General features: G+C 62.0%; 14 protein-coding genes. 6 read left to right on the top strand and 8 right to left on the bottom strand.

From position 1 onward, the window contains the following. Positions 1–255 carry a hypothetical protein gene (locus IEX53_RS00990; RefSeq protein WP_188820557.1) on the bottom strand — a complete coding sequence of 85 codons (255 nt, stop codon included), beginning with the start codon at positions 253–255 and terminating at the stop codon, positions 1–3. Positions 256–347: 92 nt separating this feature from the next. Further along, positions 348–908: an NADPH-dependent FMN reductase gene (locus IEX53_RS00985; protein WP_188820555.1), complete on the bottom strand. Its 561-nt coding sequence runs from the start codon at positions 906–908 to the stop codon at positions 348–350. A gap of 117 nt (positions 909–1,025) precedes the next feature. Here IEX53_RS00985 and IEX53_RS00980 point away from each other — a divergent pair, with 117 nt between their 5' ends. Then, entirely contained in the window at positions 1,026–1,430 is a 405-nt protein-coding gene (locus IEX53_RS00980; protein ID WP_236015981.1) for a winged helix-turn-helix transcriptional regulator, read from the top strand. A 631-nt stretch (positions 1,431–2,061) separates the two neighbouring features. Here IEX53_RS00980 and groL read toward each other — a convergent pair. The 3 genes from groL to IEX53_RS00965 form a co-directional block, all read right to left on the bottom strand. Beyond that, positions 2,062–3,702: a chaperonin GroEL gene (groL, locus tag IEX53_RS00975; protein ID WP_188820551.1), complete on the bottom strand. Its 1,641-nt coding sequence runs from the start codon at positions 3,700–3,702 to the stop codon at positions 2,062–2,064. Between the two features lie 67 nt (positions 3,703–3,769). Beyond that, positions 3,770–4,066 (bottom strand): co-chaperone GroES, encoded by a 297-nt coding sequence (groES, locus tag IEX53_RS00970; protein WP_188820549.1) that lies wholly within the window; start codon positions 4,064–4,066, stop codon positions 3,770–3,772. A gap of 270 nt (positions 4,067–4,336) precedes the next feature. Then, positions 4,337–6,154 (bottom strand): TadE/TadG family type IV pilus assembly protein, encoded by a 1,818-nt coding sequence (locus IEX53_RS00965; RefSeq protein WP_236015980.1) that lies wholly within the window; start codon positions 6,152–6,154, stop codon positions 4,337–4,339. 229 nt (positions 6,155–6,383) lie between these two features. On the opposite strand from IEX53_RS00965, the gene IEX53_RS00960 reads away from it, so the two are divergent. The 3 genes from IEX53_RS00960 (at position 6,384) to IEX53_RS00950 (ending at position 9,208) form a co-directional block, all read left to right on the top strand. Further along, positions 6,384–7,241, top strand: a complete 858-nt coding sequence (locus IEX53_RS00960) for a TIGR01459 family HAD-type hydrolase (protein ID WP_188820547.1) — start codon at positions 6,384–6,386, stop codon at positions 7,239–7,241. 10 nt (positions 7,242–7,251) lie between these two features. Further along, entirely contained in the window at positions 7,252–8,256 is a 1,005-nt protein-coding gene (locus IEX53_RS00955; protein ID WP_188820545.1) for a bifunctional riboflavin kinase/FAD synthetase, read from the top strand. Positions 8,257–8,350: 94 nt separating this feature from the next. Further along, positions 8,351–9,208 carry a MipA/OmpV family protein gene (locus IEX53_RS00950; protein ID WP_373288508.1) on the top strand — a complete coding sequence of 286 codons (858 nt, stop codon included), beginning with the start codon at positions 8,351–8,353 and terminating at the stop codon, positions 9,206–9,208. Here the strand turns inward: IEX53_RS00950 and IEX53_RS00945 are convergent. Together IEX53_RS00945 and IEX53_RS00940 are read right to left on the bottom strand one after the other, a co-directional pair. Next, positions 9,159–9,509: a helix-turn-helix domain-containing protein gene (locus IEX53_RS00945; RefSeq protein ID WP_188820541.1), complete on the bottom strand. Its 351-nt coding sequence runs from the start codon at positions 9,507–9,509 to the stop codon at positions 9,159–9,161. The two genes, IEX53_RS00950 and IEX53_RS00945, sit on opposite strands and share 50 nt — an antisense overlap. Beyond that, entirely contained in the window at positions 9,506–9,880 is a 375-nt protein-coding gene (locus IEX53_RS00940; RefSeq protein WP_188820539.1) for a type II toxin-antitoxin system RelE/ParE family toxin, read from the bottom strand. The genes IEX53_RS00945 and IEX53_RS00940 overlap by 4 nt, the downstream gene beginning before the upstream one ends. Positions 9,881–10,148: 268 nt before the next feature. On the opposite strand from IEX53_RS00940, the gene ileS reads away from it, so the two are divergent. Continuing rightward, positions 10,149–13,163, top strand: coding sequence for an isoleucine--tRNA ligase (gene ileS, locus IEX53_RS00935; RefSeq protein WP_188820537.1), 3,015 nt, complete (start codon positions 10,149–10,151; stop codon positions 13,161–13,163). 319 nt (positions 13,164–13,482) lie between these two features. Continuing rightward, positions 13,483–14,151: a hypothetical protein gene (locus tag IEX53_RS00930; protein WP_188820535.1), complete on the top strand. Its 669-nt coding sequence runs from the start codon at positions 13,483–13,485 to the stop codon at positions 14,149–14,151. Positions 14,152–14,376: 225 nt separating this feature from the next. Here the strand turns inward: IEX53_RS00930 and IEX53_RS00925 are convergent, their stop codons facing one another. Next, positions 14,377–14,832, bottom strand: coding sequence for a nucleoside deaminase (locus tag IEX53_RS00925; RefSeq protein WP_236015979.1), 456 nt, complete (start codon positions 14,830–14,832; stop codon positions 14,377–14,379). Positions 14,833–14,840: the final 8 nt, after the last annotated feature.

The following is a 14,840-nucleotide window of genomic DNA, read 5'->3' as shown; positions in this document are numbered from 1 at the left end:
TCACTCTTCCTCGTTCTCATCGTCGGCATTTTCGGACACCCAGGCCGTGGGGTCGATCTTCTTCTGCGTCCGGCTGTCGGTGAAGGTCCACCAGCCGGCATCCGCCTCGTCCCAGTCGCCGCCGCCGGCCCGCAACTGCTCGAGCGTGTGATAGCGGGCCACGGATTCGTTCTCGCGTCCGTCCTCGTCGGTCCAGATGACGGTGACTTTGGTGCCGTTCATCGGCGCCGTTGAAATGGGAAGCTTCTTGCGCATGAAGGTCTCCTGTTGGGGCGGCGAAACCATAGCGCGAGAATGAGAAGGAACAAAGCCGGGCGAGGGCGCCCGGCTCATATCGATGCAGTTTCTTACGCCTCGCGCGCGGCCTTCAGCGCCTTCGCCCACCAGACGAGCTGATCGAGCATTGCGGTCGCCGCATCGGCGAGGTGCGGATAATCGCTGAGCTGGTTTTCGCCCTTCACCACGGCCAGATATTCTGGAAAGAGGATATGCACGCCCGTCTTGACCGAGGCAGCCTGCATTTCCACTGCGATCAGGCGCAGATGCTCGACCGCGCGGGCGCCGCCGACGCCGCCATAACCGACGAAGCCGAACGGCTTCTGGATCCATTCGCCCATGTCGATGGCGTTTTTCAAAACCGCGGTCGGTGCATGGTTATATTCGGCGACGGTGAAGATATAGCCGTCGAATTCGCGCATCTTCTTCTTCCAGCGCTCGGCCGTTTCGTTTTGCGCGTCCGTGGTGCGCTCCTCGCCGAGGAAGGTCATCGGATAATCGAGGAGGTCCACCACCTCCACGTCGATGTCGCCGCGCGCCGAGGCGGCATCGGCAATCCATTTTGCCGGGATGGGAGCGAAGCGCGATCCGCGTGTCGAGCCGATGATGACGGCGATCTTCGGTTTGGTCATGTTTGCTGGGCCTTTCTTCGTAAGCACAAGGAGGTAATGGCTAAAACTGAGGTGGTAACAAAAGGAAACCGGCGCTATATAACGAGCCGGATTTCCACGTCGCAAGGAGGCACTTTTTTGAAACCGTATCACTTCGAGGTGACGTCCCAATGCGCGACGGTGCATGAGCTTTTATCGCGCATCGGCGACAAGTGGACGGTGATGGTGGTGAACTATCTCGGCAATGGCCCGATGCGCTTCAACGAGCTCAAGCGCACCATTTCCGGCATCTCGCAGAAGATGCTGACGGCGACGCTGCGCGGGCTGGAGCGGGACGGCTTCGTCACCCGCACCGTGTTTCCGACCATTCCGCCGCGTGTGGAATATGAGCTGACCGATCTGGGCCGCGACCTGCTTGTTCCCGTGGGCGCGCTGGGCAATTGGGCCGTCGCCAATCACGACCGCGTTCTGGCCGCGCGTACCCGCTTCGATGCGGCGCAAGGCACGGAGCCGCCGGCGACCATGAGCGAAGCGGCGGAATAGGAACTAAAGGGGAGAGGGGGGTGGAAAGGCGGATGGGGATCCGCCTTTCCTGTTGCCCGAGACAGGACTTCCCTAAAGCGGGGGCAATTGGAAGTCCATCTCGAATAAGGCAAGCCTTGCCATGGGGTTGACCATGTTTGCGGAAGCCAGTCAATCAGCGCTCGCTAACAAACAGAACCGTTAAGCGCACAATTAGTGACCGATGGTTAAGGCTTTGTTACCAAAGGGATAAGGGAAAGGGCGGTAGGGCACCGAGGCAATAAGTCAATATGTTGGCTCGTGCATTGTGCATCAGTCTGCACTTTTCCGGCTGCCCTGCTGAGAGCGGTTCTGTTTTGATGGAATCGCCAAGCGCCCTCGTGGTTCGAGGCGAATTCCGCTGGCGCTCCATTCGCACCTCACCATGAGGGCTATTGAAGCGCCGCTTTCTCCATCTCCATCCAAGGGCTTCTGGAAGCGCTGCCCGCCCCTTCACCCTCATCCTGAGGTGCTCCCCTGAGCCTGTCGAAGGGGAGCCTCGAAGGGCGAGGGTGAAGGGGTCACGGTAGCAACAGTTTCCATCAAACCGTAAAGCGCCCTAAAACAAAAGGCGGGCACGAGGCCCGCCTTCGTCAATCGCGAATAGGACTTCTTAGAAGTCCATTCCGCCCATTCCGCCCATGCCGCCGCCGGGCATCGCCGGGGCTGCGTCCTTCTTCGGCAGTTCGGCGATCATGGCCTCGGTGGTGACCATGAGGCCGGCAACCGAAGCGGCGTTCTGGAGAGCCGTGCGGACAACCTTGACCGGATCCACGACGCCCTGGGCGATCAGGTCGCCATATTCGCCGGTGGCCGTGTTGTAGCCGTAGTTGTCGGCGTTGTTTTCCAGGATCTTGCCCACGACGATCGAAGCTTCGTCACCGGCGTTCGTGGCGATCTGGCGGGCCGGAGCCTGCAGAGCGCGGCGGACGATGTTGATGCCGGCTTCCTGGTCGGGGTTCGCGCCCTTGACGGTGATGGCGTTCGAGGAACGCAGCAGCGCGGTGCCACCGCCCGGAACGATGCCTTCCTCGACGGCCGCGCGGGTCGCGTTGAGGGCGTCGTCGACGCGGTCCTTCTTTTCCTTCACTTCGACTTCCGTCGCACCGCCGACGCGGATCACGGCAACGCCGCCGGCCAGCTTGGCGAGGCGTTCCTGCAGCTTCTCGCGGTCGTAGTCCGAGGTAGTCTCCTCGATCTGCTGCTTGATCTGGCCGACGCGGGCGTCGATCTCGGCCTTCTGGCCGGCGCCGTCGACGATGGTGGTGTTCTCCTTGGTGATCGACACCTTCTTGGCGCGGCCGAGCATGGAGAGGTTGACGTTCTCCAGCTTGATGCCGAGGTCTTCCGAGATCACCTGGCCGCCGGTGAGGATCGCGATGTCCTCCAGCATGGCCTTGCGGCGATCGCCGAAGCCCGGAGCCTTGACGGCGGCGATCTTCAGGCCGCCACGCAGCTTGTTGACGACGAGCGTGGCCAGAGCCTCGCCTTCGACGTCTTCAGCGATGATGACGAGCGGCTTGGAGCTCTGCACGACAGCTTCGAGAACCGGCAGCATGGCCTGCAGGTTGGAGAGCTTCTTCTCATGGATGAGGATGTACGGATCCTCGAGATCGGCCACCATCTTTTCCGGATTGGTGACGAAGTAGGGCGAGAGGTAGCCGCGGTCGAACTGCATGCCTTCGACGACTTCCAGCTCGGTCTCGGCGGTCTTGGCTTCCTCGACCGTGATGACGCCTTCATTGCCGACCTTCTGCATCGCTTCGGCGATCATCTGGCCGACCGAAGCATCGCCATTGGCCGAAATCGTGCCGACCTGGGCGACTTCTTCCGAGGTCTTGATCTTCTTGGCCTTCCGGGTGAGGTCGGCGACGACTTCCGTGACAGCGAGGTCGATGCCGCGCTTCAGGTCCATCGGGTTCATGCCGGCGGCAACCGCCTTGGCGCCTTCCTGCACGATTGCCTGGCCGAGGACCGTCGCGGTCGTGGTGCCGTCACCGGCGATGTCGTTGGTCTTCGAGGCGACCTCGCGCAGCATCTGCGCGCCCATGTTCTCGAACTTGTCTTCCAGCTCGATTTCCTTGGCGACGGTCACGCCGTCCTTGGTGATGCGCGGAGCGCCGAAGGACTTGTCGATAACGACGTTGCGGCCCTTGGGGCCGAGCGTCACCTTGACGGCATCGGCGAGGATATCGACGCCGCGCAGCATCTTCTCGCGCGCATTGCGGCCAAATTTTACGTCTTTTGCAGCCATTTCTGTCTCTCCTGGGAATTAAACCCGGTTTGATCGATGGTGAGTATTAATTTTGGAAAACCGGCGATTAGCCGATGATGCCGAGAATGTCGGATTCCTTCATGATCAGCAGGTCTTCGCCGCCGACCTTGACTTCGGTGCCCGACCACTTGCCGAAGAGAACGCGGTCGCCTTCCTTGACGTCGAGCGGGATGAGCTTGCCGGATTCGTCACGGGCGCCGGCGCCCACTGCGACGATCTCGCCTTCCTGCGGCTTCTCCTTGGCGGTATCGGGAATGATGATGCCGCCAGCGGTCTTCTCTTCGGATTCGACCCGGCGGACGACGACGCGGTCGTGAAGCGGGCGGAACTTGGTGTTGGCCATGGTTTGAACCCTTGGATAGTTGAAAATGAATGAGTGGTTTTTGAGCCTTGTTAGCACTCTCTTGGCGAGAGTGCTAACAGCGCCTTGGAGATAGAAATCCGGCAGCGGCTTGTCAAGGGAAGAGCGAAGCGAAAATTTTGAGGCTGAGCCCCTTTTTCGCCCGCGGAGGTAGCGGCCAATATGGACGCTTTTCAGGGCTAAACAAGGCGGACGCTGGACCATCAGGCGAATTGTTTTTGGCGGTGGAGTTAACGGAGGGTTGAGGGGAGGTTACTTCACGATCCGCAGGTTCGAAAGCTCGTCGCCGATCTGGCGGAAGGTTTCTGCCAGGTCCCCGCCTGTGGTGTTCCAGAAAAGCCTTGCCGGCTTGCCGGGGTCGTCAGGATCGCGGCGGCTGCGCGATTCCGAGGCGCAGTCGGTCAGTGCGTCGATTTGCGCCTGTACCTTCAGCCTGTCTTCCGCGCTGCCCTTCGAGGCGTCCAGATCGAGCGCCACGGTCATGACGATGATGTTGGCTTTCCGCACATTGTCGCATAGCCTTGCGAACTGTTCGTTCATGGCCGCCGTATAATTGTCGAGTGTATGAACGCCGGTATCGACTATGCTCGTGTTCTCGAAAATGCGGGTTCGGTCGTGGCCGCGGGCCCTTTGCCCCGTATAGCCGAAGGCCGAATAGTCGGAGATGCTGCCCGCCTGGTCGTCAGCGCGGAAATAGGACCGGGTATAATAGGTGTTGGCGCCATCGGTCAGCACGATGACCACTTTGTCGTTGTCTTCTTGGGTCTCCGGGCGTCCCTGGGTGAAAGGCTCGCCATGCGAGATCGTCCGCCACCCCCACGCCATACCCTCGGGCACGTTCGTCGCGCCGCTGGGCACCATGCCGATGATGGCATCCTTGATGGTTTTCAGTCCCGCGACCGTCGAGACGTCCGTCAAGGGCGTGATGGGACTGGTGGTGCAGCTGTAATTGGGTCCTTCTCCCCGAACAGTCGCTGCCGTGAAATATTTCTTGAGGCTTCGCTGCCTGACGACGGGGCCGGGATCGTCCTCCCCCCGGTTCACCTGTTCGTCGGGCCACCAATTGTTGCGCGCGTTTCCTCGATCATATTCATCCGGCGCGAACATCGGCACGAAAAGCGTGTCGGGATTCGCGGCGTCGGGTTTCGTATCGTTGAGATTGAGGTCTCCGGGCCGCGCCTCGACGCAGCCGCCCCAGGCTTCTCCCACCTGGTCGAACAGATCGAACCGGCTGAAGGGCTGGCCCTGCTTGGCCGCTGGCCATCTCTTTCCCTCCATGAAAAGCTGGGTGTCCCGGGGGACGAGATCCTTGTTCGCCCCCACATTGATCGTCTTGCTGATATCGAAATTTTCGAAATGGACGGACGAAAGCCCTTTGCTATCCATCCACGCCGCGTTCCGATAGGCCGGTCCGACATTGACCGATCCGGCAAAGGGAACCACCGAAAACTGCACGGCCTTTTCGATGCGGATCATCGCCGCGGCCTGTCCGGCCATGTTTTCGACGAGCTGCGTTGCCGCTGTTTTCAGAAGTTCCATGCGTTTCTTGTTCGAGCCGGTTCCCCTCTCGTCCATCGAGCCGGAATTGTCGAGGACGAGGGCCACCTCGACCGTGTTCCTCACGCGCACATCGGAAACCATGTGGTTTTGGAACGTCCAGTCATCGCCGGTGAGTGAGCGGGCGAGCGTGCCGAAAAGCGATTCATAGGGGAAATCCGCCGTAGCCGAAAGCTGCCGTCCCCCGCGCGTTTCGCCCGGCGGAACGATCTTGAACTCAACCTTGGCCGGGTCGATCGCCCGCAGATTGGCCGAGAAATATTTCTGGCCGTATTGCCGCATCTCCTCTTCCGGCGCGCCTCCGCCGAATCGACGGCCCACGGCAAGCGCCGCGGCGTCGAGTGCGTTCTGCACATTGGTGCGCGTCCGCATCAGGTTGGAAGTGTCGATCGCCGCCATGCCGAAGAGCAGCAGCGGCGCCACGACGATGGCCGCCATGATCGCGAAATTGCCGCCTTCGTCGCGCCGGAAATTGGATAGGATGGATGAAATCTGCCTGTGTCCCGCTTGCATTGGCTCCCCCTGCCGTCTTCCAAATACCCGCCTAGGCATGATCCCGCAAAGTTGCAGACTTTCCGGATAAGATCATGCCTCGAAAAAGGAAGAATGCCCCTTGGCTATAGCAGGCGGGCTTCTAATTCTTGGTCACGAAGGCCGCTAAAATTTGAACGAAGCCGAAAGCTGATGACAGGCCGGACGGCTTGAGCTAATCCGGTCGCGCCGGATGAATTGAGGACCACGCATGCTGAACCCGCCCAAGATCGAACGCCTCGATGAATTGCTGCCGCGCTACGATGTCCTGCTCAGCGATGTCTGGGGCGTCGTGCATAATGGCGTCGAAGCCTTCGCGCCGGCGAGCGCTGCGCTGAAACGAGCGCGCGCGGCGGGGCTGACGGTCGTGCTCGTCACCAATGCCCCGCGCCCTGCGCCGCTGGTGGTCGAGCAGTTGCAGAGGCTTGGCGTGCCCGACGATGCCTATGACCGTATCGTCACCTCGGGCGATGTGACGCGTGAGTTGATCGCCAACGGCCCGCGCCGCCTGTTCCATCTCGGGCCCGACCGGGATTTCACCCTTTACGACGGGCTCGATGTGGAACTGGTCGAGGAGTTCGAGGCCGATGGCGTCTGTTGCACCGGCCTTGTCGATGACGAGACGGAAACGCCTGAAGATTACCGCGACATGCTCGAGCGCTTCCGCTCGCGCGATCTGCCCTTCATCTGCGCCAATCCCGATATCGTCGTGGAGCGGGGCAACCGCCTGATCTGGTGTGCCGGCGCATTGGCGCGCGACTACGGCCAGCTGGGCGGGCGCACGCTCATCGCCGGCAAGCCGTACCGCCCAATCTACGAGGCGGCGCTGGCGGCGGCTGGCGAAGTGCGCGGAAACGCGGTGGACAAAAGCCGCGTGCTCGCCATCGGCGACGGCATGCTGACCGATGTGAAGGGCGCGGAGCAGTTCGGCATCGACGTGCTTTATATCTCGGGCGGCATCCATGCCGGCGATTATGCCGATGCGGGAATCGTGGACCTGCAAAAACTGCTGGCTTTTCTGGAAAAGCACGGCAGCAACCCCGTCGCCACCATGCATCACCTTGCCTGAGCGCCGCGCCATGGCTGAACACGCCTTCCTTCGCCTCGTGGACCCCGCCGACTTGCCCGCGCGCCTGAAGGGCGCTGTCGTCGCCATTGGTAATTTCGATGGCGTGCATCGCGGCCATCAGGCTGTGCTGGAGCGTGCGCTGGAATCGGCGAAAGGGGAGGGTAGGCCCGCTTTGGTGCTGACCTTCGAGCCGCATCCGCGCAGCGTCTTCCGGCCCGACCAGCCGGTCGATCGCTTGACTCCGGCGGCGGAGAAGGCCGAGCTGCTGGAGGCGCTTGGCTTCGATGCCGTGGTGGAACTGGCTTTCACCCAAGAATTCTCCGAGCATTCCGCGGAAGCCTTCGTGGAAAACATCATCGCCGGCAAGCTCGCGGCAAGCCGCGTCGTCACCGGCTTCGATTTCCATTTCGGCAAGGGCAGGCGAGGCGGCCCGGCCTTCCTCATGGAGGCGGGCGAGCGCCTGGGCTTCCACGTGACGCTGGTCGATGCCTTCCGCGACGAAGGCGGCGAAATCGTCTCCTCAAGCCGCATCCGCTTGGCTCTGGGGGAGGGGGAAGTGGCCGAGGCCGCCGCGCTCCTCGGCTATCGCTACATCGTGGAAAGCGAGGTCGTCCGCGGCAAGCAGCTTGGCCGCACGCTCGGTTTCCCCACCGCCAATATGGTGCTGCCGCCGCAAACCAATCTCAAGCATGGCATCTATGCCGTGCGCTTTCGCCGCGCCGATGGCTCGCTCCATGACGGCGTCGCCAGCTTCGGCCGCCGACCCACCGTCGATACGGACGGCGCGCCGCTGCTCGAAACCTTCCTCTTCGATTTCTCCGGCGATCTCTATGGCGAAATCTCCGCCGTTTCCTTCTTTGCTTACTTGCGCGACGAGGAGAAATTCGACGGCCTCGACGCGCTCATCACGCAGATTCGCCGCGACGAGGAGGAAGCTCGCGCGGTGCTGGCAGGGGTAAAGCCGCTCTCGCCGCTGGATCGGCTTCTTAACTTCGCGAAAGAAAAGTCTATTTGATTATTTTCCTTTTCGAATTTAAGCATTTTTTACCGATTCCGCCGCAAGGATTTTAACCATGCCAGCATCTTGGCCAGCGTTCCGGAGTTCTATTGTGCGTATTCATTCCTTGGGCGTCCTTTCGGGCGCGGTTCTCTTCGCTAATCTCGCCTCCGCTGCGGATCTTTCCACAGCTTATGACCCCGCCCCAGCCTCCGATATGGAGGTCCAGAAGACCCGGAAGCATTTCTGGTCGGGCGACTGGTATCTGACCATCGGCGCCGCCGGCTTTGCCGCCCCGCGCTTCGAGGGCTCATCGAGCATGATCTTCAGCGGCACGCCGATGATCTCGCTCGGCCGCGCCGGCAAGGAAACGCGCTTTTCCTCGCGCAACGACAATCCGTCCCTGGCCTTCATCGATACCGACCGTTTCCGGGCGGGCCTCAACGGCAAGCTCCTCTTCGAGCGCGACGGCGACACGGCGGACGAACTGAAGGGGCTCGACCCCGTGCGGTTCGGCGGCGAAATCGGCGGCTTCGCCGAAGTCTACCCGACCGACTGGCTGCGCCTGCGCGCCGAAGTGCGTCAGGGCATCCGTGCGCATAAGGGCGTTGTCGGCGATATTGCCGCCGATGCGTTCGTGGACGTGACGCCGACCATCCGCGTCTCCGGCGGCCCGCGCGCCTCCTTCGCCACCAAGGAATATTTCGATGCCTATTATGGCGTCGATGCCGATGCGTCTGCCGCCTCGGGCCTCAGCCAGTACAGCCCCGGCGGCGGCTTCAAGTCCGCGGGCGTCGGCGGTGCGATCACCTGGAAGACGACCGAGAAGGTCACCACCAGCCTCTTCGCCGAATATGCCCGCCTGCAAGGCCCGGCGGCGGATTCCAGCCTCGTCAAGGAACGCGGCAAGCGCGACCAGTTCACCGTGGGCATGTCGGCGACTTACCGCTTCGACTTCTCGCTGGATTAGGGCTTTCCTGGTTGATTTCCTGCAGCGCCTCCAGCATTTCAAGGGGGCGTGCGTTGATCAACAGAAGATAGGCTCTATGCGCCTGGACAGGGCGGGATCTGCCCTGTTCCCACTGCTTCAGTTGATCGAGTCCGAAGCCGAAGGTCGATGCGAAATCGCGCTGGCTGAGGCCGGTTTTGGCGCGAATGGATTTTACATCGATTTCCGCCGGGATATGCAGCCTGAAGGGCTTGCCGCCACGCGCGACGGCCAATGCCTCATTCAAACCTTCGGCGATTTGATCGAAAACGTGCTTGCTCATGCGCTTTCTCCAGTTGTGAACGGACGAATCCGCGCCGCATATTCGTGAACGATGGCATCGGCGAGCTTTTTGAGCGAATTACGCTCTGCCTTGGTCAAGTTGACTTTCTGGCTCTTTCCGAAAACCGTAATCAGGAAAACCGGCATTGCTTGTCCAGAATAAAAGGTAATTGTGCGGACGCCGCCGCTTTTGCCCTTATTGTTCCCGCTGATCGCAAACCGAACTTTCCGGCAGCCGCCAGTGCCCTGTATTTCCTCGCCGGCCATTGGATTTTCCGCGAGATAGGCGACAAGTGCATCAATGTCCTCGTCGGACATCTCGGCGATTTCGGCATGTTTTCGGAATATGTTCAATTCCGCCACGGTTTGCATGGCTTATATGTGCGTAAATTACGCATAGAGTCAATAAAGTTTCTGCGGTCTGCCCCTTTATTCCTCCGCCTGTCATTGCTAAAAGCATGGGCATGATGACGCGGCTTTTCATAATACGAATTAGTGGCCCGGCCTTCCCGGCTGTCTGAGGCAGCAGCGTTAAGCGGGAAGGTCCGGGGGTATCAGGCTTTTGCCCACGGCAATTCACCCTATATTCGAACATGCCCGGCTGCACTTTCGCGCGGGGCTTTGCAGATAAGCCAGAATCATGACCGATACGACCGAAAAGCTCGATTACTCGAAGACCCTTTACCTGCCCGAGACGAAGTTTCCGATGCGCGCGGGGCTGCCGGAGCGCGAGCCGCAGATCGTCGCCCGCTGGGAGGAGATGAACCTCTATAAGAAGCTGCGCGAGGACGCGAAGGACCGTCCGCTCTATGTGCTGCATGATGGCCCGCCCTATGCCAATGGCAACATCCATATCGGCCATGCGCTCAACAAGATCCTGAAGGACGTCATCACGCGCTCGTTCCAGATGCGCGGATTTAACTCGAACTATGTTCCGGGCTGGGACTGCCACGGCCTGCCGATCGAGTGGAAGATCGAGGAGCAGTACCGCGCCAAGGGCCTCGACAAGAACGAGGTGCCGATCAATGAATTCCGTAGGGAGTGCCGGGAGTTCGCCGCCGGCTGGATCAAGGTGCAGGCCGCGGAGTTCAAGCGCCTCGGCGTGACAGGCGATTTCGACAATCCCTACCTCACCATGGATTTCCACGCGGAAAGCCGCATCGCGGGCGAACTGCTGAAATTCGCCATGTCCGGCCAGCTTTATCGCGGCTCGAAGCCGGTGATGTGGTCCGTCGTGGAGCGCACCGCGCTGGCGGAGGCGGAAGTCGAATACCAGGATGTCGAAAGCGACATGATCTGGGTAAAGTTTCCTGTGACTCAAGGCCCGGATGGCTTGAATGGCGCTTTCGTCGTCATCTGGACGACCACGCCCTGGACCATCCCCGGCAACCGCGCCATCGCCTATTCGCCCCGCGTCGCCTACGGCCTTTACGAGGTTACTGCGGCAGAAAACGATTTCGGGCCACAACCGGGCGAGAAGCTCATCTTCGCCGACGCGCTAGCGGAACAGTCCTTTGCCAAGGCGAAGCTTGAATATAAGCGGCTGCGCGATCTTTCTTCCGAAGAGATGGCGGCGCTCGTCTGCGCGCATCCGCTTGAGGGCCTCGGCGGCGGTTATGATTTCCCGGTGCCGCTCATCCCCGGCGATCACGTCACCGACGATGCCGGCACAGGCTTCGTTCACACCGCGCCCAGCCATGGCCGCGAGGACTTTGACGTCTGGACGGGTCATGCCCGCGAGCTCGAGGCGCGCGGCATCGATACGGCCATTCCGTTCCCGGTGGACGATGCGGGCTTCTACACCAAGGACGCGCCGGGCTTCGGGCCGGACCGCGAGGGCGGCCCCGCGCGCGTCATGGATGACAATGGCAAGAAGGGCGATGCCAACAAGGCGGTCATCGACGCGCTGATCGCCAAGGACATGCTCTTCGCGCGCGGACGGCTGAAGCACTCCTATCCGCATTCCTGGCGTTCCAAGAAGCCGGTCATCTTCCGCAACACGCCGCAATGGTTCGTCTATATGGACAAGGACCTCGGCGGTTACGGCCTTCCCACGGAAGGCCGAGCGTCCGACCGGACGCCGGGCGACTTTTCGCCCGCCCCCGCGGAGGCGTCCGCGCAGCGGACTGCCGTGAGCGAGAAAAAAGACACGCTGCGTTCCCGCGCCCTGAAGGCTATTGACGATACCCGCTTCGTCCCCGCCGCCGGCCAGACGCGCCTTCGCGCCATGATCGAGGACCGGCCGGACTGGGTGCTCTCGCGCCAGCGCGCCTGGGGCGTGCCGATCACGGTTTTCGTTGATGAAGAGGGAAATGTGCTGAAGGACGAGGCGGTCAACCAGCGCGTCCTCGACGCCTTCGAGCTTGAGGGCGCGGATGCATGGTTCGCCGAAGGCGCGCGCGAGCGCTTCCTCGGCTCCCGCTCCAACGAGCCGTGGGTCATGGTGAAAGACATCCTCGACGTCTGGTTCGATTCGGGCAGCACCCACACCTTCACGCTGGAGGACCGCCCGGACATGAAATGGCCGGCGGATGTCTATCTCGAAGGCTCGGACCAGCACCGCGGCTGGTTCCACTCCTCGCTTCTGGAAAGCGCCGGCACGCGCGGCCGCGCGCCCTATGACGCCGTCATCACCCATGGCTTCACCATGGACGAGAACGGCAAGAAGATGTCGAAATCGCTCGGCAACACGGTGACGCCGCAGGATGTTATCAAGGATTCGGGCGCGGATATCCTCCGCCTCTGGGTGATGACGACGGACTATTGGGAAGACCAGCGCCTCGGCAAGAGCATCCTGCAGACCAATATCGACGCCTACCGCAAGCTGCGTAACACCATCCGCTGGATGCTCGGCACGCTCGCCCATGACGAGGGCGAGGAAGTCCCCTATGCCGACCTGCCGGAGCTGGAAAAGCTGATGCTGCACCGGCTGTCCGAGCTTGATGAGATGGTGCGCGCGGGCTACGACGCCTTCGACTTCAAGCGCGTCACCCGCGCGCTTATCGACTTCATGAATGTCGAGCTTTCGGCCTTCTATTTCGATATCCGCAAGGATGCGCTCTACTGCGATGCGCCCTCGAGCATCCGCCGCAAGGCCGCGCTGCAGACCGTGCGCCGGATATTCGACCGCATGGTGACCTGGCTCGCGCCCATGCTGCCCTTTACCATGGAGGAAGCCTGGCTGGACCGCTATCCACAGGCCGGGTCGGTGCATCTGGAGCAGTTTCGCGACGTGCCGGCCGAATGGCGCAATGAGGCGCTGGCCGAAAAATGGCGCAAAGTCCGCGATGTCCGCCGCGTCGTGACAGGCGCGCTGGAACTCGAACGCGCCGACAAGCGCATCGGCTCCTCGCTGGAAGCGGCCCCAATTGTCCACATCACCGATCCTGTGCTGAAGGAGGCGGTCGATGGGCTCGATTTTGCGGAAATCTGCATCACCAGCGATATCGCGGTGACGGACGAAACCGCGCCCGCCGCCGCCTTCACGCTCGCGGAAGTCAAGGGCGTCGCCGTGGTCCCGGTCCGCGCGACCGGCGAAAAATGCGCCCGCTCCTGGCGCTACACGCATGATGTCGGCAGCGACCCGGAATTTCCGGATGTCTCGGCCCGCGATGCAGCGGCGCTGCGGGAGCTGAAGGCGCTGGGGCGGATTTAAGCTCGCACCTTCCCTCCCCCTTGCGGGGAGGGTGGCCCGAAGGGTCGGGTGGGGGTGGCGACGTTTGCGCTACGGTTTTCGAAGCAAGCGCAAACGTCGCCACCCCCATCCGCCCGCTAACGCGGGCACCTTCCCCGCAAGGGGGAAGGAGGGCGCGAGCCTTGCTGCCTCGCTGAGATTTATCATTACACCAATCGCGGATAACCCACATATCCCCGATTGCCGCCTTATTAACACTCATGTACAAGGGCTTGCCTTGGAGTTGCCGGAATTGTGCGGCAGGGCTGCGGGAGCCCGGTAGTGAGGGATGTGGCGAATAATGAAGACTAAGGGACAGTTTCTGGCTTTTGGAGCAATCGTCGCGGGCTTCGCGCTTTCGGGCTGCGTGTCCTCTCCCACCTATGGCACGGACAAGACCGCCAGCGCGCAGCTGGTCGACGATATGTCGAATATCGCGTCCTTCGGCGCCCGCAACAAGGAGCGGATCGAATATAAGCCGCGCCCCGAACTGGTGAAGCCCGCCGGACGTGCCGCCACCCTGCCGCCGCCGCAGGAGAGCGTGGCGCAGGCCGGCAGCGGTAACTGGCCGGAATCGCCTGAAGCGCGCCGCAAGCGCCTGCGCGACGAGGCGACGGCCAACCAGGACAACCCGAACTATGTTTCGCCCATCGCTGGAGACGGTCCGGCTCCCGACGCCTATGCGCGCACGGATCTGGCCTCGCCCAATAGCCGCGCCGCCGACCGCGCGTCGCGCGGCGCGACCACGATGAGCGCCGAACAGTCTAAGGAAATCCTCAGGCAGCGCCAGCAGGCCAAGACCGGTTCGGCGACGGCGAGAAAATATCTGAGCGAGCCGCCGCTCGACTACCGCCAGCCCGCCGCCTCCGCCCCCGCGGGCGATCTGGGCGAGGACGAAGTCCGGAAGGAACGCGACCGCAAGGCTGCGGCAAGTGGGTCGAAGAGCTGGCGCGAATATATTCCGTGGTAAAATAGTGAGGCTCCCTCCTTCCCCCTTGCGGGGATTGAGGAGCGTTCGGCCGAAGGCCGAGGAAAAGCCAACGATTTGGCTTTTTCAGCGACGAACCCCGCGTTAGCGGGCGGATGGGGGTGGTAAAGGCAGCGCACTGCTGGCAATTACACCGCGCTGCCTTTACCACCCCCACCCGACCCTTCGGGCCACCCTCCCCGCAAGGGGGAGGGAGCCGCATAATCTCTACCGCTTCGCCTGGAAGAAATCCTTCAGCAGCGCCTTCGCTTCCCGCTCGCTGAATCCCGGATAGACCTCCGGCGCATGATGGCAGGTGGGCTGGGCGTAAAACCGGGCGCCGTGTTCGACACCACCGCCTTTTTCGTCGGAAGCGCCGTAGTAAAGTCGCCTGATCCGGGCGAAGGAAATGGCGGCGGCGCACATTGCGCAGGGCTCCAGCGTCACGTAGAGATCGCAGCCGATAAGCCGCTCGTCGTCTAGCTTTGCGCATGCTTCGCGGATGACGAGAACCTCCGCATGGGCGGTGGGGTCATTCAGTTCCCGCGTCCGGTTGCCGGCTTGGCTAAGGATTTCGCCGTCGCGCATAAGAACCGCGCCTACGGGAACCTCGCCGCGCGCCGCCGCTGCCCTGGCTTCGGCAAGGGCGATGTCCATAGGCGGGGATGACGCGGCTTTCCTCATGGGCGCTC

The organism is Paramesorhizobium endophyticum, from assembly GCF_014640615.1.
In the GTDB taxonomy this organism is placed as follows: Bacteria; Pseudomonadota; Alphaproteobacteria; order Rhizobiales; family Rhizobiaceae; genus Paramesorhizobium; species Paramesorhizobium endophyticum.
Note: the sequence above shows the minus strand (reverse complement) of the source record. Positions and strands in the feature narration are given on the sequence as shown.